This is a genomic window from Terribacillus aidingensis (genome assembly GCF_040703035.1).
GTDB lineage: Bacteria > Bacillota > Bacilli > Bacillales > Amphibacillaceae > Terribacillus.
On sequence record NZ_CP159996.1, the window covers coordinates 1,094,508 to 1,114,541 of the forward strand.

Annotated in this window: 22 protein-coding genes, 1 tRNA gene and 1 pseudogene; 14 read left to right on the forward strand and 10 right to left on the reverse strand. The window is 37.3% G+C overall.

The features are described 5' to 3' along the window. Positions 1–70 precede the first annotated feature (70 nt). Both ABXS78_RS05925 and ABXS78_RS05930 read left to right on the forward strand, forming a co-directional pair. Positions 71–2,848, forward strand: coding sequence for a sigma 54-interacting transcriptional regulator (locus tag ABXS78_RS05925; RefSeq protein WP_366249322.1), 2,778 nt, complete (start codon positions 71–73; stop codon positions 2,846–2,848). Positions 2,849–2,866: 18 nt separating this feature from the next. Beyond that, positions 2,867–3,151: an HPr family phosphocarrier protein gene (locus ABXS78_RS05930; protein WP_366249323.1), complete on the forward strand. Its 285-nt coding sequence runs from the start codon at positions 2,867–2,869 to the stop codon at positions 3,149–3,151. Positions 3,152–3,189: 38 nt separating this feature from the next. On the opposite strand, the gene rpoN is transcribed toward ABXS78_RS05930, so the two are convergent. Then, positions 3,190–4,482 (reverse strand): RNA polymerase factor sigma-54, encoded by a 1,293-nt coding sequence (gene rpoN / locus ABXS78_RS05935; RefSeq protein ID WP_366249324.1) that lies wholly within the window; start codon positions 4,480–4,482, stop codon positions 3,190–3,192. Positions 4,483–4,711: 229 nt separating this feature from the next. On the opposite strand from rpoN, the gene ABXS78_RS05940 reads away from it, so the two are divergent. Beyond that, a tRNA-Val gene (locus ABXS78_RS05940) sits at positions 4,712–4,784 on the forward strand. A 108-nt stretch (positions 4,785–4,892) separates the two neighbouring features. Here the strand turns inward: ABXS78_RS05940 and ABXS78_RS05945 are convergent. The 4 genes from ABXS78_RS05945 to ABXS78_RS05960 are packed head-to-tail and all read right to left on the reverse strand — an operon-like array spanning position 4,893 to position 6,214. Beyond that, on the reverse strand, positions 4,893–5,408 hold the full coding sequence (locus ABXS78_RS05945; protein WP_366249325.1) for a site-specific integrase: 516 nt from the start codon (positions 5,406–5,408) through the stop codon (positions 4,893–4,895). Beyond that, positions 5,371–5,727: a hypothetical protein gene (locus tag ABXS78_RS05950; protein WP_366249326.1), complete on the reverse strand. Its 357-nt coding sequence runs from the start codon at positions 5,725–5,727 to the stop codon at positions 5,371–5,373. The genes ABXS78_RS05945 and ABXS78_RS05950 overlap by 38 nt, the downstream gene beginning before the upstream one ends. Positions 5,728–5,738: 11 nt before the next feature. Beyond that, entirely contained in the window at positions 5,739–6,008 is a 270-nt protein-coding gene (locus ABXS78_RS05955) for an Arm DNA-binding domain-containing protein (protein ID WP_366249327.1), read from the reverse strand. After that, a complete protein-coding gene (locus ABXS78_RS05960) occupies positions 6,008–6,214 on the reverse strand; it encodes a helix-turn-helix transcriptional regulator (protein WP_366249328.1) in 207 nt (68 codons plus the stop codon). Before ABXS78_RS05960 ends, ABXS78_RS05955 begins: the two co-directional genes overlap by 1 nt. A 315-nt stretch (positions 6,215–6,529) precedes the next feature. Between ABXS78_RS05960 and ABXS78_RS05965 the strand changes: the two genes are divergently transcribed. Further along, complete coding sequence (locus ABXS78_RS05965) at positions 6,530–7,141, forward strand: undecaprenyl-diphosphatase (RefSeq protein WP_366249329.1); 612 nt, start codon at positions 6,530–6,532, stop codon at positions 7,139–7,141. Between the two features lie 427 nt (positions 7,142–7,568). Here ABXS78_RS05965 and ABXS78_RS05970 read toward each other — a convergent pair whose 3' ends face one another. After that, positions 7,569–9,665: a heavy metal translocating P-type ATPase gene (locus ABXS78_RS05970; RefSeq protein WP_366249881.1), complete on the reverse strand. Its 2,097-nt coding sequence runs from the start codon at positions 9,663–9,665 to the stop codon at positions 7,569–7,571. Positions 9,666–9,693: 28 nt separating this feature from the next. After that, positions 9,694–10,062, reverse strand: a complete 369-nt coding sequence (locus ABXS78_RS05975) for a metalloregulator ArsR/SmtB family transcription factor (RefSeq protein WP_366249330.1) — start codon at positions 10,060–10,062, stop codon at positions 9,694–9,696. 191 nt (positions 10,063–10,253) lie between these two features. Here ABXS78_RS05975 and ABXS78_RS05980 point away from each other — a divergent pair, with 191 nt between their 5' ends. The 5 genes and pseudogenes from ABXS78_RS05980 to ABXS78_RS06000 form a co-directional block, all read left to right on the forward strand. Then, positions 10,254–10,586 carry a metalloregulator ArsR/SmtB family transcription factor gene (locus tag ABXS78_RS05980; protein WP_366249331.1) on the forward strand — a complete coding sequence of 111 codons (333 nt, stop codon included), beginning with the start codon at positions 10,254–10,256 and terminating at the stop codon, positions 10,584–10,586. Positions 10,587–10,605: 19 nt separating this feature from the next. Continuing rightward, complete coding sequence (locus ABXS78_RS05985) at positions 10,606–11,874, forward strand: NAD(P)-binding domain-containing protein (protein WP_366249332.1); 1,269 nt, start codon at positions 10,606–10,608, stop codon at positions 11,872–11,874. Positions 11,875–11,878: 4 nt separating this feature from the next. Further along, positions 11,879–12,361, forward strand: a complete 483-nt coding sequence (locus ABXS78_RS05990; RefSeq protein ID WP_366249333.1) for an N-acetyltransferase family protein — start codon at positions 11,879–11,881, stop codon at positions 12,359–12,361. Next, complete coding sequence (locus tag ABXS78_RS05995) at positions 12,358–12,594, forward strand: hypothetical protein (protein ID WP_366249334.1); 237 nt, start codon at positions 12,358–12,360, stop codon at positions 12,592–12,594. The genes ABXS78_RS05990 and ABXS78_RS05995 overlap by 4 nt, the downstream gene beginning before the upstream one ends. Before the next feature lie 140 nt (positions 12,595–12,734). After that, a pseudogene (locus tag ABXS78_RS06000) lies at positions 12,735–12,907 on the forward strand (helix-turn-helix domain-containing protein); the annotation flags it as partial. Between the two features lie 121 nt (positions 12,908–13,028). Here ABXS78_RS06000 and ABXS78_RS06005 read toward each other — a convergent pair. Continuing rightward, positions 13,029–13,523: a hypothetical protein gene (locus tag ABXS78_RS06005; protein ID WP_366249335.1), complete on the reverse strand. Its 495-nt coding sequence runs from the start codon at positions 13,521–13,523 to the stop codon at positions 13,029–13,031. A 72-nt stretch (positions 13,524–13,595) separates the two neighbouring features. Continuing rightward, complete coding sequence (locus tag ABXS78_RS06010) at positions 13,596–14,417, reverse strand: EcsC family protein (RefSeq protein WP_366249336.1); 822 nt, start codon at positions 14,415–14,417, stop codon at positions 13,596–13,598. Between the two features lie 429 nt (positions 14,418–14,846). On the opposite strand from ABXS78_RS06010, the gene ABXS78_RS06015 reads away from it, so the two are divergent. The 4 genes from ABXS78_RS06015 (at position 14,847) to ABXS78_RS06030 (ending at position 19,135) form a co-directional block, all read left to right on the forward strand. Beyond that, positions 14,847–15,461: a hypothetical protein gene (locus ABXS78_RS06015; RefSeq protein ID WP_366249337.1), complete on the forward strand. Its 615-nt coding sequence runs from the start codon at positions 14,847–14,849 to the stop codon at positions 15,459–15,461. Between the two features lie 4 nt (positions 15,462–15,465). Next, positions 15,466–17,304, forward strand: coding sequence for a DUF6792 domain-containing protein (locus ABXS78_RS06020; RefSeq protein WP_366249338.1), 1,839 nt, complete (start codon positions 15,466–15,468; stop codon positions 17,302–17,304). Then, entirely contained in the window at positions 17,304–17,642 is a 339-nt protein-coding gene (locus tag ABXS78_RS06025; protein ID WP_366249339.1) for a hypothetical protein, read from the forward strand. The genes ABXS78_RS06020 and ABXS78_RS06025 overlap by 1 nt, the downstream gene beginning before the upstream one ends. Positions 17,643–17,972: 330 nt before the next feature. Further along, positions 17,973–19,135, forward strand: a protein-coding gene (locus ABXS78_RS06030) for an IS3 family transposase (RefSeq protein ID WP_366249340.1) whose coding sequence is annotated in 2 segments (ribosomal slippage) — positions 17,973–18,249 and positions 18,249–19,135 — 1,164 coding nt in all. Because the reading frame shifts where the segments join, the coding sequence is not laid out codon by codon here. A gap of 117 nt (positions 19,136–19,252) precedes the next feature. Here the strand turns inward: ABXS78_RS06030 and ABXS78_RS06035 are convergent. Further along, positions 19,253–19,675, reverse strand: coding sequence for a hypothetical protein (locus tag ABXS78_RS06035; protein ID WP_366249341.1), 423 nt, complete (start codon positions 19,673–19,675; stop codon positions 19,253–19,255). On the opposite strand from ABXS78_RS06035, the gene ABXS78_RS06040 reads away from it, so the two are divergent. Next, positions 19,667–19,807: a peptidoglycan-binding domain-containing protein gene (locus ABXS78_RS06040; RefSeq protein WP_366249882.1), complete on the forward strand. Its 141-nt coding sequence runs from the start codon at positions 19,667–19,669 to the stop codon at positions 19,805–19,807. The genes ABXS78_RS06035 and ABXS78_RS06040 overlap by 9 nt on opposite strands. Positions 19,808–20,034 lie beyond the last annotated feature (227 nt).

Genomic DNA, 20,034 nt, shown 5'->3' on the forward strand with positions numbered 1-20,034 from the left:
AACTATTAAGAAAATTATAGATATAATAGAAAGGTAGAGCTTCAGTAGGTCGGATAGGGAGAGGATCGATTTGATAAAAGATAACATAATCCAACAAATCTTACATCTGTCTGCTAATCTGCCAGATCAACATAAGGACCAGATTGGAATTGATGCCAGTCAAATTGCAGCATTGATGCAGATTAGCAGAAGTGCTGCAAGCAGGTATTTAAACGAACTTAATCGTTCGGGAGATATGGTCAAGGTCAACACTAGGCCTGTTTATTTTCACATGAAGAGACATTTGGAGGATTACTATAATAAATCTGTCGCTCAAACAAGCTTTTCTAGTTACGAAGAGTTATTTCACTACTTGCTTAATGAAGAAACCAAAAAAAGAGATCCTTTCTCTGTATTTATTGGTGCAGAAGGAAGCATGTCCACTCAAATAGAACAATTAAAAGCTGCTATAAGTTATCCTCCAAGAGGTCTTCCAATCATGATTGCTGGAGAAACAGGTGTAGGAAAAAGTAATTTGGCGCGATTGACGTATGAATACGCATTGGAAAGCAATCTTATTGGTCCTGAGAGTCCTTTCCTTACAATGAACTGTGCAGAATTTGCTGATAATCCAGAGTTAGTCACAGCTAATCTTTTTGGTTATGTTAGCGGGGCATTCACCGGCGCTGTGAAAGATACGAAAGGCATCATCGAGTCTGCTGACGGAGGGATACTCTTCTTGGATGAGGTGCATCGACTATCCGCGGAAGGACAGGAGAAGTTGTTTCTGTTCATGGACCAAGGAGTATTTCATCCATTGGGAGACAACCAAAAGTGGAAGAGATCAGATGTAAGGCTTCTATTTGCAACTACAGAAGGAATAGAAGAAACTTTTCTGCCTACATTCATAAGGAGAATTCCGATCATTGCATCGATTCCTCCATTAAGGGAACGATCTGACGATGAGAAGTTTCGCTTAATCTACCTTTTCTATGAAAAAGAAAGCAGGAATATCGGCGTTAAATTAAGTATCCAGCATGATGTCATCCGTGCGCTGATGGCCTATCGTCCAAAAGGGAATGTAGGAGAGTTAAAGAATGTAATTACTACGTCTTGTGCAAAAGCTTATCAAGAATCGATTGATGCTATAAATGATGGAATTCATATACAACAACGCCATTTGCCAAAGGAAATAGTTGAATACTATTTACTGAATAAACAAAAACATGTACTGGAACTGCCGGATGAATCTATATCCATACATCCGGCAGTAAAAATTATAAATGATTTTCCCTTTTTGAACCAATCTAGGGGTAAACTAAACCATATATATCAGTCTCTTATAAAACGATTAGCCGGTAATACGGATCCTAAGGAAGACATATCGGAGCTGGCTATCCTTGTTAATCAGGAAATTGACCGAATCATGTACAGCAACCAAAAAGTAATAGAAAAGGTCGAATTTCTTAGCCTGAAACAACTGATTACTACGTACATGGAGTATAGACCAGTGGATAAATCAATTATCTTTCCGGGAAGCTTCACTATCGGGCTGACACATTATCTGTTCGAAGCATGCAGCTCAGCCCTTACAGCTAAAGAAGAGGGCACTGCTAAGCAGGTGCTGGATTCCATTCAGTTAGTGCTGCCGGATGAAGTGACTTACGCCAATAGGATCGTCAACAAAATTAGGGATACCTTTGATGTATATGTTAACAAACTGGATATTGCTGTTATTGCTCTTTATCTCTCAGGGTTAAAGAAAAACAAGAGGTCTGACCGAATCAGGTCGGTCATCGTTGCACATGGTTTTGCCACAGCAAGCAGTATAGCCCATGTAGCAAACAGTGTACTTGGCGAGAACATATTCGAGGCTTTCGATATGCCATTAGAGGTTTCTCCTATTGATATTATTCATAAGATAGAGGATTATATGGAAGCTATTGATACGACCAATGGTGTCATTTTTCTAGTTGATATGGGCTCACTGACAGAATTGCAAAACCATTTGCAACCTAAGGGTCCAGGTGCTATTGGATTATTAAATAACATTACAACATCCATGGCTATTGAAGTTGGAGAATCAATCCTGCGTGAAGATAAAATAGATCAAATACTTAAGTGTGTTACAGCATCCATCAAACCAACCTACAAACTGATTAAAGATGAACATAACAAGTACAATGCTATCATTACAACATGTGGTACTGGCATGGGTACTGCGGTGAAAATTAAAGAGCTCCTTATGAAAGGCATTGGCAACACAAAAAACATCACAGTACTTCCTTATGATTTCTTAAGTTTAAAAAATAATGGGCTTAAGGAACATGTCTTTACTAGCTATAATGTTTTGGGGATTGTAGGTACTCTGGATCCGAAGGTGCCGCATATTCCTTTTGTAGCTATGGAAGACATTATTTCAGAGAAAGATACGAATAAGCTGAATGAAATATTCAGTGGAGTATTGCCGACTGTAAAGATTGAAGAATTAAATGAAACAATGCTGAAGCTTTTCTCTCTCGAAAGTGTTATTCACCATTTAACAATTCTTAATCCTGACAAGCTTATTGATAATTTGAGCGACATCCTAGGAAAAATTCAGCAAGAATTGAACATTACGTTCTCAAATCCTACTTTAATGAGTTTATATATTCATATGAGTTGTCTCGTTGAAAGGCTAGTCAAGAAAAGTCCTATTGAATATTACTCTGATATGGAACAATTCGGGGAAGAACACAAAACGTTCGTTCATCTGATGAAGCGTATATTCTATAGAATCGAAGAGAATTACGGCGTAGAGATTCCCTTGTCGGAGATCGGATACATTTATGACATTATAAAAATCAGAAACGAAGCCTTCGTTTATTAGAGAGGAGAGGGAGATAGTATGCTCTTAGAGAAATTTACAGTTACAGATAAAATGGGTATTCATGCTCGTCCTGCCACAAAGCTAGTTCAAGCAGCAAATAAATTTAAATCTAAAATTCACCTTGGGTTTGAGGAAACAAAAGTCAATATGAAATCTATTACTGGTATCATGACACTTGGAATAACAGAAGGAATGATTATTGAAGTTATGACAGAAGGAGAAGATGAACGGAAAGCGTTTCAAACATTATGTGAGTTGATGGAAAGAGAAAGTATAGGAGTGTCTGCGAAAGCTATCAGTTAAATGTAATGAAAGCATCAAGAGTTATTTCTCTGATGCTTTCATTTTTCTTTACGAATTCTAGAATCCTCAAATCCTAATTCCATTCGATATTTCGCGACTGTTCTCCTGGATATAGCGATGGAGTGCTTCTGGAGTAAGGTTGTAATTTTTTGATCTGATAAAGGAGAGGATTTCCGCTCATTTTCAAGTAATTCTTTCATTTTCTCCTTTATCTGATGTACGGAATGGAAAGCATCCGTCTTCGTACTAGAGACTCCTTTGGAGAAGAGCTGTTTGAAAGAAAAGAGACCGAGTGGTGTTTGCAGGTACTTATTGCTAGTTGCTCTGCTAACAGTTGATTCATGGACTTGCGCAGCGTTTGCAATATCTTTTAGCGTCATGGACTTTAAGCAAGTTGTACCTTCTTTGAAGAAATCTGGTTGGAATGCAAGTATCTCCTTCGTTATGTTGTAGAGAGTCTGTTGCCTTTGCTCCAGCCCTCTAATCAATTGAGAAGCTGCAAACATACTTGCTTTTGCGTATCGTTTCACTTCATTTGATGGGTCGTTATGAAGCATGGCTGAAAAGGAGGGGTCAAGTTTTACGACTGGTAAATGCGCTTGATTCACAATAATGTTAATGCCACTGTCTGTTTGTCTTAGAATCACATCTGCTGCAATATAGGGAGTAGGCTTTGTATGGAAGTTCATAGCAGGATAGGGGTTCAGTGACTTGATTTGTAAATCTGCCTCATAGATGTCAGATAGTTCTACACCGAGTATAGTTGAAAGTATTTCATATTCTTTTTCTGCCAGCAGTCCCAGATGCTCATCCACAATCTTATAGGCAAGGGAATTAGCGGATTTTATTTGCAGGAGAAGACATTCGTGCAAGTCTCTAGCACCAATCCCAGGGGGATCTAGAGTTTGAATTATAGCAATTGCATCATCTAATTTCTCACTCTTGATACGTAATGAAGTCGCAGCGTGTAACCTATCCAGAATCAGATAACCCTTATCATCTAAACTACCTATTAGATAATATAATACGGCTCTTACATCAGGTGAAATGGAAAATAGAGAAATTTGATGCTTCAGATTTTCTGTCAAAGATTCTTCTGATACCATTCTGTCGTATGTATCAGCTGCAGCGGAAGTATTTGACCAGTTGGATTCCCGGTCGTTGGTAGGAGATGCGTCTAATTGAAGCGCGGGATTGGACTGAATCTGATCCTGTATATATTCATTAAGATCAGCGGATGAGAACTGTAAAATAGAAATGGATTGCCTAAGAGATGGTGTCAAAGTAAGGGCTAGCTGCTGCTTTTGATGGAGACTGACATGCAAAGACATTAACTTCACCTCTAAATTGATTGATAATTCTAATTTTACACAGCTGTACAGGTGAAGGCTATACATACTTATCTAAAAATCAAATTACTACGTTAGGGGCTTCGTATTTTTCATTAGATATTCCTATTAGTTTCCCACGATTTCAAGTTATCAGAAAAGACTTTTCCTAAAAGCGTTGACAAGGCCATATAACTTTAATAGAATAATACAAGACGTTACATTACATATCGATTCCGTAGCTCAGCTGGGAGAGCACTACCTTGACAGGGTAGGGGTCGCTGGTTCAAGTCCAGTCGGAATCACTACTTACAATCGTTGATATGAAGCGATTTTATGACAAAAACACCACTTTAAAAAGAGTGGTGTTTTTGACGTTTATAGGTTATTTGATACGAATTTGATACGAATGCTTAATCGTTCTGTGCGTAGAACATTTTGCCGAACTCAGCGACAGTATTTTTTTGTAAGTTGGGTAGCAAATGACTGTAGGTATCTAATGTTATTCGTACATTAGCATGGCCGAGTCGTTCTGATACGATTTTCGGATTTACTCCTTGCTTTAATAACAAGCTGGCATGCGTATGCCGTAAATCATGAAACCTTATTCTTTTTACGCCGCTTTGTTTTATCAAACTATAAAATATTCGGTTGAGGTTTCTAGGGTTAAGAGGAGTACCTACGCTAGTCCTTATAACTAAATCATGCTCATTCTTATAAAGAGGCCTGTTAGCCATAAGCTCTTGCTTGTACATGGACTTCAACCGCAATATTTGATTGAGTGTATTTTTGTCTACAGATATTCTTCTGTTACCGGCGCTAGTTTTGGCGCCAATGTTTAACTCGCCATTCATATCCATTGTCTGTACAACAGAAAGAGTTTCATTCTGTTCATCTATATCTTTCCAACGTAGATCCAATTTCTCCACGTCTCATGCCTGTTGTTAAAGCTATTAGAAATACAGAATAATATCTGGAGTTCTTTGCAAAGTCTAAGAATGTCTTGATATCATCCTCATCCCAAACTTCGACTTCTTTCTTTGTTACCTTTGGTGGATCTACCAGAGCTGCAGGGTTACGAAGGATCATATCCCACTTCTGTGCTTTATTTAATGAATCATTTATAATTGTGTGCAACTTTCGTAAGTTCTCAGATGAAAGACTTCCGCTGCTTTTCACATCATTATAAAAAGACTGGATGTCCCGTGGAGTAATCTTGCTTATTTCTAAATGACCAAGCGCCGGCACAATGTGGCTATTTACATAATAGGTGTAGCTTTGAAAAGTACTCTTACATTCATACCTTTATCTTCAAGCCAGGACTTCATGAACTCTGCGTATAAGGTTTTGGAAGGCTCAACATATACACCTTTGTTCATAGCATCTTTCGCCTCAGTCATTGCTGCCTCGGCTTCTTTCTTTGTTTTAAATCCGCGCTTCAATTTCTTTTTGTATTTACCATTCTCTTTATAGCTAAAGGAATAGTACCATTTATTCGTTTTGGCATTATCATCTTTATAGACAGGCATTATTTATCTTCCTTCCAAATGACGACTTGTTCTATCGGTATTTGATAATGACTGCATACCTTGTCCAATACTTCCATGGCAACATATTCATGTCTGCCCATCTTAGCCAGGGTGGCAGAAGAGATACCGACATCTTCACGCATCTTCGATTTTGTTTCCTCTACATCAATAAGATGCTTCCATAAAGGAGCATATGAGAAAGGCATTTAATAACCTACTTTCTTTCACTTCGACCAAGAGATACTTGGCTGGCTTTTTTTATGCCTACTGTCCTCTACGTAGTGGACACCGCTGTCCTCTACATAGAGGACACCAAAAATAGTTTCTTCATATAATGCAAAACTGCTAAAGAAAACTTTAAAGAAATATATAAAGAAATACCTAGCAAACATTATTGAATTTAGGTGACAAGTAAGTGACAAGTTTGTTCGTCTAAAATTAATTTTGAAATAAGGATGAATGGTTAGAAACTTCTCTTGCAATTAACATGTAGAGAAACACTACAGAGGAGATGCAAGAGTATGAACATTTCAGAATGGAACGTACATTTGTTTCGTTTAATTAATGACGCGGGTAAGGAATATACGTACTTAAATCCAATAATGATTTTTATTGCAGAGTACATGGTGATTTTCTTGGCTCTAAGCATGGCCACTATTTGGTTTACAAAGAATCGAAAAAATAAAATGATGGTTTTTTGTGGACTATTGGCTTTTATTTTTTCTGAGATGCTTGGTTCAGTAGCAGCAAAAATACATTGGAATACTCAGCCATTCGATGAGTTAGAAAAAGTAAATAAGTTAATCTCTAAAGCAGTAGACAATTCATTTCCTAGTGACCACACTATATTATTTTTCTCCATATGTATGACATTTTGGTTATTTTATAGAGGATGGTCCTTTTTGTTTCTTGTATTAGCTACTTCTGTAGGTGTTTCACGTATTTGGGTAGGTGTTCATTATCCAGCAGATGTATTTGTAGGAGCCTTGATAAGCATGATTTCAGCTACTTTAGTATATTTAATTATTCCCAGAATCCGCTTTATCCGAAATATAATTCCTATATTAGAGAAAATCGAACAGGCATTAATGTCCTTTCTCAGCAAGCTAAAGAGTAAAGTAACCAGAAAATAAAGTTAGTAGTTTTGTAATATTAGGACTTAAGAAATCGCATAAATTCCACAACAAGGGTGTTCTTCCCATTATTTAAGGAAGGATGCTTTTTTTCTGTAAAAAAGGATGGTAATGGGATGAGATGAAGAATAAAAAGGCTGCACCAGCTGTTAAAAAGTAGACTAAAAATAAAGCAAGAGCAGCCTTAACTCCCACTTTTTATATAAATATTAATTAGATCCGAGTACTACTTTTTGTTTAATACCTATACTATCTAATAGAGAATTAAATTGCTCAGGATCAACTTCTTTAACTCGGTCTATTATGATTTCAACGCACTTCTCCGTTTCGTCTACATCAACTGGTTTCCAGCTTGTATCCTCCATAACTGTGTTTATATGCGCATATATAAATATAATTAGTGGTAGAAAAAGGAGGGTATTCCCCCTTACTCCTTAACTCTCAATAACCTTAAGCTGTTTAATGTAACAAGTAATGTAGCGCCCATATCAGCGAATATAGCAATCCAAAGCGTTAACCAACCTGGTACTACCAATAGTAATGCGATCAATTTGATAGCAAGAGAGAAGGTAATGTTCTGTTTAATAATCTGTAATGCTTTTCGACTTAATTTAATGGAATATGGCAACTTACTTAAATCATCTGACATCAAAGCAATATCAGCAGTCTCAAGCGCTGTATCCGTTCCAGCGCCGCCCATAGCCACCCCAACGGTAGAAGCAGCTAATGCAGGAGCATCGTTTACGCCATCTCCGACCATAGCCACACTGTTGTGATCGTTACGAAGCTTCTTAATAAAAGTCAGCTTATCCTCGGGAAGCAGATTTGCTTCAATGCTAGTTACGCCAACTTGCTTACCTATTGTGTTGGCAGTCATCTGATTATCACCAGTAAGCATCACAGTACTAATACCAAGATTATTTAAGCTACTGATAACCTCTTTTGAGGAGTCTCTTATTTCGTCGGCTACAGCAATCAACAGCTGTATTTCTTTAGCTGTTCCTAGGATCATTACGGTCTTTCCTTCAGTTTGCAGCTGCTCAATCTGGCTGTTGAGATTCTTATCAATCGTTTGATGCAGTTCTGAGAAAAGAGTGGGACTTCCTACATAATAAGTTTCATTGTTAACAACGGCTTTAACACCTTTACCGGTAATGGATTGAAAGTCATCGATACGAATTGAGCTGAAATTTACATCCTTTGTTTCTGCTACTCTTACAATTGAGGAAGCAAGGGGATGCTGCGATCCATTTTCAATTGCTGCCGTTATAGCTAATAACTCATCTTCTTTGCCGCCAAAGGTCACTAAATTTGTGACAGTTGGAACACCTTTGGTTAATGTTCCGGTCTTATCAAACGCTATAGCTTTTAAGGCTCCAGCTTCTTCTAAATGAATGCCACCTTTGATCAATACACCTTTTCTTGCTGCATTACCTATAGCGGTAACAATAGCAACTGGTGTAGATACAACCAAGGCACAAGGACAACCTACTACCAATACTGCTAAGCCCTCGTAAATCCATTTACTCCAATCTGCATTAAATATAAGAGGTGGGAGGATAGCAACTAGAAGTGCAATAATTACGATTGTTGGAGTGTAGTACTTTGCGAATTTATCAACGAAAGCCTGAGATGGAGCTCTTTCTGCCTGGGCTTCTTCCACAAGATCTATAATCTTTGAAAGGGTAGTATCTTCCACTCTTTTGGTGACTTTGACTTCAAGTAGCCCTTCTTCGTTCAGGGTTCCTGCAAATACCTCATCTTCAACAGTTTTAGTAACGGGGACACTTTCACCAGTAATCGCAGCTTGATTGAGCGTTGAGATACCTTTCGTAACAACGCCGTCCATCGCTAACTTTTGTCCTGGTTTGACGATCATTGTATCGCCGATTTGTATATCTTCCACGTTAATCATAAGCTCTTTGCCGTTTCGACGTACTAGTGCCTCATTTGGTGCAATGTCCATTAATGATTCAATGGATTGCCGTGCTTTATCCATAGAGTATCGTTCCAGGGACTCGCTTATAGCAAATAGGATAACGACAGTCGCGCCTTCACCCCATTCTCCAATAATGGCGGCACCAATAATCGCAATAGTCATAAGTGTGTTCATATCAAAACTTAAGCGACTTAGGTTCTTAAGCCCTTTTATAAAGAGAGAATAACCACCAATTAAAATAGCTGTTCCATAACCTACTGTCGGTATAAGATGTTCTTCTCCGTATTGCGTACTCAATCCCCAACTTAGTAGGACAAGCAAAGCGGCTATATAGACCTTGATGTTTTCTTTTTGCTTCCAGAAAGGAGGACGTTCAACTTTCTTTTCTCTATCTTCACGGATCTTTAGGTTTTCAAAAGCACCGGCCTTTTCTAAATCTTCAATTGTTGTATCGCCGTTGACATAGATCTTTGCCGCACCAAAGTTTATTTTTGCATCCTGGACTCCTGGCAATTCTTTAACGTTACGTTCGAATTTAGCTGCACAGTTAGAGCAGGAGAGTCCTTGTACGCGGTATGCTTTCATATCTTCCTCGGTTAATCCTATATTCTCATTAGACACTGACCTTCACCTCGTTTTGATGAGCAAGCGCAATCTCCATGATTTGTTTGATATGATCATCGTCTAAAGAATAAAAAGCGAGCTTTCCTTCTTTTCTATACTTAACAATTCCTTGCTTATGAAGAGTCCGTAAATGATGGGATGCATTAGCAACAGTAATACCCAAGACATTGGCAATGTCGCAAACGCAAAGTTCGTCATCTTGGCATAATATATAAGTGATTTTAGCTCGATTTTCGTCAGAAATAGCTTTCAACATTTGAGCAACATTTAGGATATTGACTGACTGCAAATCCTCTTGTATACGGTTTACCTTCTTCTTGTCATAACAATATATCTCACAAGTATCCTTCTTACTCACAAGTATCACTCCATTTCATTCAAGTATCCATTTGATTATAGTCTAACTTAATTTGTATTTTATTCAAGTGGATACTTGAATGTTACGCATTAATTTTCAGATAAGTTGCATATTTTGGTTGTATATCAAAAAAAGTTGATGTATTATCTGTTTATAAACATCAAGAAAATTTGATGTAAGGTGGTGACGTTGTGGAAACAAAGGAACTTGTACTAAGTGATTATCAGGGAATATTCAAAGCTTTAGCGGATACGAAGCGTTTAGAGCTACTCCAGTTATTATCTAAATCACCAGAGGAACCTATTTGTGTTTGTGACCTTACTGAATCTATGGAAATGGCTCAGTCTAAACTTTCTTATCATTTAAAGATTCTTCTCGACGCTGACTTAATTACGAAAGAAAAGCGTGGTACGTGGAATTATTATGGATTAAATCCATCTATGTTGAACCACATACTTTCGGAAGAACTTTGCTGCTTATTCAGAGGTCCAGCGGTAAAAGCAGAGAAATGCTGTACTAACTAAATGAAAGGGGTGGAGTAATATGAGCAATCAATTACCTGTAGTAATTATTGGTGCTGGTCCGGTAGGCTTAGCGGCTGCGGCACATTTAGTGAAATATGATTTACCTTTTGTGATTTTGGAAAAAGGGGAAAGCGTAGGAAGCAACATTCTAGAATGGGGCCACGTTCAACTATTTTCTCCTTGGGAGTACAACACGAATCAAGCAGCAACGAAGCTATTATCTGAAACGGAATGGCAACATCCGGATAATGATAAGTTGCCAACTGGTAAAGAGTTAGTAAATGAATATCTAAAACCACTTTCACAGCTCCAAGTAATGCAAGATAATATACGCTTTAATTCCGAGGTTATTGCTGTAACTAAGGATGGTGCGGATAAATTGAAGTCTGATAACCGAAATGAACAAGCATTTGTTATCCATTATAAAAATGGTTCTAAATTAGAGAAGGTAAATGCTTCAGCAATTATAGATGCAAGCGGAACTTGGCAAAATTCGAATCCACCTTATGCTGACGGTGTGTGGCTTGATTCGTCTATAAGAGATTCAGTACATACAAATATTCCGGCAGTGCAGCAGCAACCGGAAGTATTTATAAATAAGCATACTGTTGTGATTGGGTCTGGCCATTCTGCATTGAATACATTGCTGAACCTAGCGGAGCTGAAAGAAAATCATCCATCAACGAAGATATCTTGGATTCTTAGAAGAGAATCACCGGTATCTGCATTTGGGGGAGAGGAACAAGATCAACTTGCAGCTCGAGGTGCATTAGGATCAAGCGCACATAAGCTTGTGGAACAAGGCGTTATAGATGTATTCGCTCCGTTTAATGTAGAAGAGATTGATTATGACGGATCCAAATATACATTAAGCAGTAAGGAAGGAAATTTTATCTCTTCCGTTGACGAAATTGTAGTTAATACAGGTGCGCGGCCAGATTTTAGTTTTCTTCGAGAAGTTCGGTACGTAATCGATCCAATTGTAGAGAGTACACCAGCATTAGCACCGCTTATTGATCCAAACTTGCATAGCTGCGGAACGGTTCGCCCGCACGGTGAGGAAGAGTTGAGACACCCGGAAAAAAACTTCTACATTACCGGCGTTAAAAGCTATGGTAGAGCTCCTACATTCTTGCTGGCTACAGGATACGAGCAGGTAAGATCCATTGTCGCTTCTATTGCGGGTGACGTTGAATCAGCTAAGCAAGTGAAATTGAAACTTCCAGAAACGGGTGTATGTAAGACTAATATCGTTACTGCAAAACAACAAAGTTGCTGTGGGTGTTAAGGCAATGAAAGCAGCTCACGTACGAGAATTAGATAAAAACGATTGGGAGCGCGTTAGGGACATTTACAAGATCGGTATAGATAGTGAAAACGCTACTTTTGAGACTGATGCTCCCGATTGGGATTATTGGAACAACAGCAAGTTGTCGTTTGGCAGACTGGTTGCAGAGATTGAGGAAAAGATAGCGGGTTGGGTAGCATTATCTCCTTATTCCTCTCGCCAAGTATATAGTGGTGTTGCAGAAGTTGGTATTTACGTTGATCCAGAATTCCAAGGTAATGGTATAGGGTCTGCATTGTTAGAAACAGTGCTTAGTGTTTGTGAGAAAGAAGGACTGTGGACTGTGCAGGCAAGTATTTTCCCTGAGAACGCTGCAAGTTTGGCACTGCATCAAAAGTTCGGTTTTCGTGTAGTCGGCAGGAGAGAGAAAATTGCTCAGTTAAATCATAAATGGAGAGACGTTATGTTACTGGAGAAGAGATTATGATTATAAATAAAGGTGGAGTTTTAGGGGAAGAGTATTTTATTTCGTATCTTAAGCTTGTGAAGAACTCATTAAATTGCAGTAATGAAGAGGCGTACAATATTACTTTTTCACGGCTATTTAAGAATGATTCGGATTCTTTAGGTGAGAAGAGTTACGATACTTTCCAAAGAGCATATAATCAATTTAAAAGAGATTTATTCATAACAGATACATTTATTAATGATAGATCATAAAGGCGATGTTAAAAAAACATTGCCTTTATGTGTATAAAAAAATGAGGCGAAATTACTTAACCACTAAGGCAAGTGTGTGTTAATCAGAATTTAAATTGCAACTTGCAACCATCTAAATATAATAGAGTAGAGGTAATTATATGGAAGATGTTAGAGAACTGATTCAAATGTTAACAACGACGTTTTGGACTTCTAAGTTGTTGTAACACAGGTGCATACGATATAAGCCCAATTCAAAGTCAGATATTATTTGAAATTGATCGTCAAAACACCTTCTATTCAGCAGATTGCAGAAACTCTTGGCACAGATATAAAAATACACTATTTGCGCCTGCAACAAAATGAGATTGGTAAGGGCTTTTTTTACTGAGTGCTACACCAGGCACTACCTTCATTAGTTGCTTTAAAGAAGTATGAAGTGAGTTATTAGTTTTTTATTTCAACACTTTATTTACTTTGTTGATATAAGTATCATAACTATCAATTAATAAGTCCACCTTCTGCTGCGTATCAAAGTGTACTTCTTTCATAGAATTTCTTAGATGCTGACTAAAATTCTCGTCGTTTACATCATTTCCATAACTACCCAGATGCTGTAGACTGCCTAAACAATCATAATAAGATTCAAATAAAGAAAGTGGAATATCCTCATAAGATATTTCTTTTAATTTATTCACTGTCTCTTTTAAGTATTTACTTTCTACTTCAATAATCTCACTATAAAAATCATTTTCAGTAATATTTATCAGAACATACTTCGCTGAAATCAACTCTGGTCTTACAAGATAGTAAGTCCGAATTTCTTTCTTGTGTTGATCAGTTAACTTACCTTTATGTTCATAGTGATACTTAAGTTTTGCATTTGACCAATTAACTACTAACGGAGTTATAGCTCCCGCAGTAAAGGTTAAAAGTGTACTCCATTCCATTTAAGTTATCCTTTCTTTTTATAGCGGCGGTTATGCTATTACATCTTTTCATATTTTAATTTGTAAACTATATTATTTTATATCTATAATTTTTCCGTTTTCTATGAGCCAACGTTCTTGGAAAGCTCTTTTTGCGGCATTAGATACTTCTTTCATAAACCAGGCATTACTAGAGCTTCCAACTACAACGGATACCAAGGGTAGAATTTGCAGTGCTTTTCTCTTTGTTAAATTAATTCCTAACTTCTTGGCAATTTTTTTTATCATCATAATTGTAGCTTCATCACTCAATCTATTATTTGCCGCTTTTTCACTAATCTTTTTCCAAGTTTCTTTAGCGATAGTAGTATGGATTGATTTCAACTTTGCTAAGGCAAGACTCTTTTCTCTTACAGAGTTTGAACCCGAAATAGATAAAATACCTAATGCAAATTGCTTCTCTTCCTCTGTCTTGCATTCAAATCCATAGCAGAGCCCAATCTTGTGAATAGTCCGCATAGCTAATGTCGTTACAGCGGGTATATCTACAACAGTCCCAAAAGCACCATATATGCCCGTTGCACCACCTTCAGCAGCTGCTATTCCTACTGCCCATCCTTGAACTTCATTTGCTAATTTATCGCAGATCTTTAGATCCACATATCGGAGGTCTTCTATAGAATTTAACTGTGATTTTCTAACAATTCCTTTAGTATCAGCTAAAAGTCTTCCTAACTCATTAGCCCCTTCTAAGGCACCTCGAATTGCTGCTTCAGGTATAACGGCATTAATTACTGAGGCCACCGGAGCGGCTGCTTTACTCATAGCGTTTGAAATGACCCCAGGATTTGAATTCTTCCATTTTTTAATCTTTTTAACTTGTTCGGCTTCATAATCATTCAACTCATTATCCAAAATATTAGACTCTATTTTCTTTATCCCCCTTTAGTACTATTAACTTAAGGTTAAACATAATTATTGGGTTGTTCAATATTTTTTTAAAATACAGGATCTATTGTATATTTTGCTAGTTCTTTTATTTTAGAAGGAGTAGTAAATAAAGGACAAGGTAATGATTTTTAAAATCTTCTTCCAACTAATCCATATTATGTTTTCAATGTTTAGAGGTCTTAAATACTACTTATCAAGAAAATATGCTTACTTAAGTACCTGGACTAAAGGAGTGTTTTTATTTTTGAATATTAAATTAATGGGAATGAATGGATAATTCTTATATAATTTTTAAGTACATAAGCAATAACCCAACATTGGAGGTTAGGCTGCGTGAGAATAAATTTTGTTATTGTTCTTATTTTAACAACATTGATTATAGGAGGGTGCGGTGTGGGTGGCGATAATCAGTCAGTATCTCCTTCTGAAATGGATCCAAATGAATTGCCGGATGTTCCTGCGTTTCAAGATGAATTTACTCGTGACTTTATACAAAGCACTGAGCCTGTAAAAGAAGAATACTACCATTTCCAATCCGGATCGAACAGTTTTACAATGAATTTCCCCGAAAGAATGATAGTAGTTGATGAAAGTTACAGCTTAGGTCCTGATGATAGAAGTGAATATCTTGAGTTTTCACATCTAAAAGAAGATAAAGAGGAGATGGATATTCTCCCTGTGATAACTATGGATTATTACAACTTTATGAGCAGCGAAGAATCAAGTAAAGAAGGACTATCAGGGAAAATAGATGAAGAGCTTGAATTTAAACAGTTAGAAACAGAAGAAAATCTGAATATAGAATATGCTGATACTACTGAAGGACCTTATCCAGGTATTGCTGCTTTAGTTTGGAACAAGAATGATCAGCAAATACAGATATTCACAACCTTCATATGTAATGATGGCATTAATGAAGACCAGTGCAAGAAATTAATCGAGTCAGAGAAGGAAAAAACCCTAGAAATAATAAGTTCAATTCACTTTACGAAAGAAGAAAGTGAGTGATTTTATGTCTCTAGACAAAATCACTGCAACAGATGTATGGATGCGGCTAGTAAATACAGAGTATGATGAGTTACCTTCTTCTCAACTTGAAGAGAAGTTTAAGTATATTTATCTTGAGGAAACAGGCGAGATATTCAATGGTGATTTAAAAATGTTTCACTCCTCTGAGTCTAAATCGGTTAATCCAGAAAAAACAGGATATGATGGAACAGCTCTTCTTATATCTGAGGGTGGAGAGGAAGAACTCTTCATAATTAATCAAGGAACTCAGTCAGATACACCAGTGGACTGGGCCTATAATATTAAAGGAGCTTTTTTAGGTCAAACAGTTGACCAGGCGGAAGCTGCAAGAGAGTTCACCAGAGAAGCGAAAATACACTTTGATGTAGATGAAGACGTATCTGTGAATGCATTGGGGCATTCTCTAGGTAATCAGAATGGTACTGTAACAGGTGTATCAGATGGAACTTTTGATGAGATATATGGTATTAACGGATTACAAATTTCCCCGTATTCACAATTTAGATATGACCGTACATTTGCCAATGAAGTGAGAGAAGAGTTTAAAATAGTTGATTCTCAAGAGATTTACGAGATACCTAAAGAGGATTTAGTCAAATTCACAAAGGATTATTTTGAGAATACAGGAGTTAAAATTAAACAAGTCATCTCCACAGACGACCCTCTCTATGGAATTACAGAAAAAGGCGGCTTAGTAGCACTAGGTGAGATTGAATATCTTGATACAAACCCAGAATTAAGCGGCATTAAAACGATTATAGATGATATTCCGGATGATGTACTGAAAGAATTTATTGATTTAGGAGTCGTATATGCTTCAGCCGATCAAAAAGGCGGCATTGCTGAAGTGCTGCGACAAACACTTGGAGTCAATTATGACTATATAAAAGATATAAATTCCTTACAAAGTCTTGGTCAATGGTATTTACTAAATCAGTCGGAAGTGGATGAAACACTAAAAGCAATCGATAGTAATCTCCCCCCACTAATAGATAAGCTTAACTTAATAACCGACAATTCTGAGGTTATCTTTGGAAGACTTTTTGAAGAAGGCTATATAACGGAAGAACAAAAGAAAATTATGATTGATGAAATCTCAAAACTTGCACAAGAACTCGAGTACGTGCAGAATTCTCTGACTTACAATGTTAATACAGACGAAAAAGGCGGTTTCCTTGATAAGCTGACAGCTGATGGTGTTTTGGGAATGGTGATTTATAATCTCTATAATGCTTACAATGACGCAATGAAAAATATAAAAGATAGCGGGATTATGGATAGTTTGGCAAGTATAGTTGATAGCCACAGTATTAACGAGTTATTAAATGCTCGTACTATTGGGAACAAAACTTACGTAGGTAAGGATGTTATCTATACTTCTGAAGGTGTAAATGGAGGAAAACCAATTAAGGTTAATATGTCTGCTGCACTAAGATTTTATAATGAAGGAATTGTTTCATTAGAAAACAAACTACAATATATCAATAATCTAGAAAAGACTGTCTATGAAGAGTTAACCCACATCTTTAATAGTAGAAGATCGAAAATCATTAGAGGAATTAGTAGCATTGAATCAAGTCCGCGAAGTTATGCAGCGATGTTAGAAGAACACAAATATATGTTAATGAAAATAAAAGACGTGAGAATCATTGAGACTATACCGCGACTGAATATCTCGCATCTTGATGAAGATATAGAGCGGATGAAAAAGTCAGTTGCAACAGGCCGTGATTTCGTCGAGAGATATCGAAGTGCTATACTACAACTTTTTCGAGAAGAAGAAAATCTTTCAAAAATGTTTGATTTAGCGAGGGAGATATAATGCCGGAGTTTACTGTAAAATTAACAAAACCCATAATCCCTGAAGAAGACTTTAGTTATTTAAGAGGCACACTCTCCCGACTTGCAGAAGAGATTTTTGCGGAGGATGAAAAGTTCCATTCTTTAGCTAATTCAATCCTTGTAAGTAAGGGGCAGCAAGGAAAGATCATAGATGCAGTACAAGCAGAGAACTTTTTACGTCGTAGAGAAAATCTTGATATTGCTTCTATGTTTTCATTTAAGGTCATTGGTTTAGTGAATAGCTTCAATGAGCAAATAGATGAAATGAACAAACCGTCTATTTTTGTAACATATAGCGACAGCGATGAAGCATCTTAAGTTTTAGTCGATACCTGTATTAGTTCTGTTTAGGGTTAATGACTAGTACAGGTGTATCTAAAGCTGTTTGCTAACGTCAATGCTAACGTAATTATTTTTTTGAGCTGATTTTAACGGAATTAATGGACTATATGGACAGAAAAACCCTTAAAATACGCTATTTACGCTTATAACAAAATTGACAGGGTAGGGGTCGCTGGTTCTAGTCCAGTCGGAATCACTAACTAAAAACCTAGAGCCACAATTAGACTAACCTAGTTAAATGGGACATAAAAAAACACCCTTCAAGTGATACACTTAAAATAAGTGTCAATTTGGAGGGTATTTTTTATGGGGAAAAATAGATATTCAACAGAGCTAAAGTGGTCAGTTGTGAAGGATAAATTAAGTGGACAATATTCAAATCAACAAATTATGGAGAAGTATGGCATAAAGAATGTATCTCAGATCAAAACATGGATGAGATGGTACCGAAACAATGAGATGCATCGTTTCGACCAGCCAATCGGTAAACAATACAGTTTTGGGCATGGACCTGTTTATACATCTAACGAAGATAAGAAGAATCGACAGATCGAAAACTTGGAGATGGAGAATGAGATTCTAAAAAAGTATTTGGAGATCAAAGAGGAGTTGGAAAGGAAGTAGTTCTATATTTGGTGGGAAGATTGAGGAGGAAATATACAGTAACGGCAGTCTTAAGCGTCTTACAGATTGCCAGATCTACATATTATCGATGGGCCTCTGAGGGTATCCAACCAAAATCGACCGTAGAGAAAGCAATTATTTCCCTTTGTACCGAAACATCGTTCCGGTACGGCCACCGTAAGATCCGAAAGCTGCTTCAGCGTCAATATGGCATCAAACGGAATCGAAATACTGTACAGCGTATTATGCAGAAATACCATCTTCAATGCCGTGTGAAACGCAAAAGGAAATGGAAATCACAAGGGGACTCTGTCATCATTGCCCCAAATCTACTAAATCGGGATTTCACCGCAATACACCCGAATACAAAATGGGTAACAGATATCACTTATATACAGTACGGACCGAGAACGTTTTATCTGTCGACGATCATGGACTTGTACAACAATGAGATTGTTGCATATATCCTAGATAATCATCAACAGATAGCACTTGTATTAGACACTCTAAGAACAGCTTTAGAGAACAGAAATCACCCCGAAGGTGTGATTGTGCATTCTGATCAAGGAAGTGTGTACAGTTCGTATGCATATCAAAAGAAACTGGAGACAAGGAACCTTATAAGCAGTATGTCCAGACGAGGTAACTGTTGGGACAATGCAGTAATTGAATCTTTTCATTCCAGCTTAAAGTCAGAGGAGTTTATGTATACCAAATTCAACTCTTTATCAGAAAAAGAGGTCAGACAACGGATCGACCGTTACATGAAGTATTATAATGAAGAGCGTATCCAAGAAAAATTAGGCTACTACGCACCAAAAGAGTTTGGTGGCACAGCAGCCTAATTAAGGGTGTTTTATTAGTGTCTCATTCCGCTATGTCAGTCTAAATGGTTCTAGGGTTTTTCTTTGTTCCTGTAGAAATACGAACACTAATAAAAAGTTGACCGTTTGTCGACCAATTTAAGATGGTTTGTATTTTTGTAACTGATTTATAGTCTTCTCTCGTCTCTTTTTAGAAATATGGCCATACACATCAGCAGTAAATTTTGAGCTTGTGTGACGAGCTTGTTTAGAGATAGATAAAAGGTTTACGTCGTCTTTTTCCATAAGAAGGGCAACCATTGTATGCCGGAAATCGTGTAACCTGTTTTTCTTTACATTATGCTTTCCTCGAATTTTCCTCCACTTCTTAGAAGGGCTGTCGGGGTAGAGGTGATTACCAAACCCATCATGGTAAAGGTAATCTTTATCCCCACCTTGCCAGAGGTCTCCAGCCATCATCTTCTCTTTCAACCAATGGCGTCTGTACTCTTTGAACATATCAGTAACAAACTTTGGAATTGAGATCGTTGCTGCTGAAGCTTCGGATTTTGGATTGTCCATGGATACAAGTTAGCTGTAGATGGTATCTTTGGTTCCGGAACAGAAGCAGCACTTAAATCATTCCAGAAGAGCAAAGGTATTGCTGCCGACGGTGTAGCAGGACCTAACACATACGAGAAGTTCTTTAAGTGAAACAAAAGCCCCTCCAATTATGGAGGGGCTTTTATGTTTGTGATTCGACGGAGTATGAGGAGAATCTTTAATATCTTGTTCGTTCACAAATAGATTATGCAAAAAAGTCCTCAAGCGAGGATAAGTAAAAGGAGTCATACGTTGCTGGCATACAGCATTGTATGCAAAAAAAATATCGATGTGTAAAAAAAGAGGCCGAATCAGGCCTCAGTTCTTTCGAATCTTAT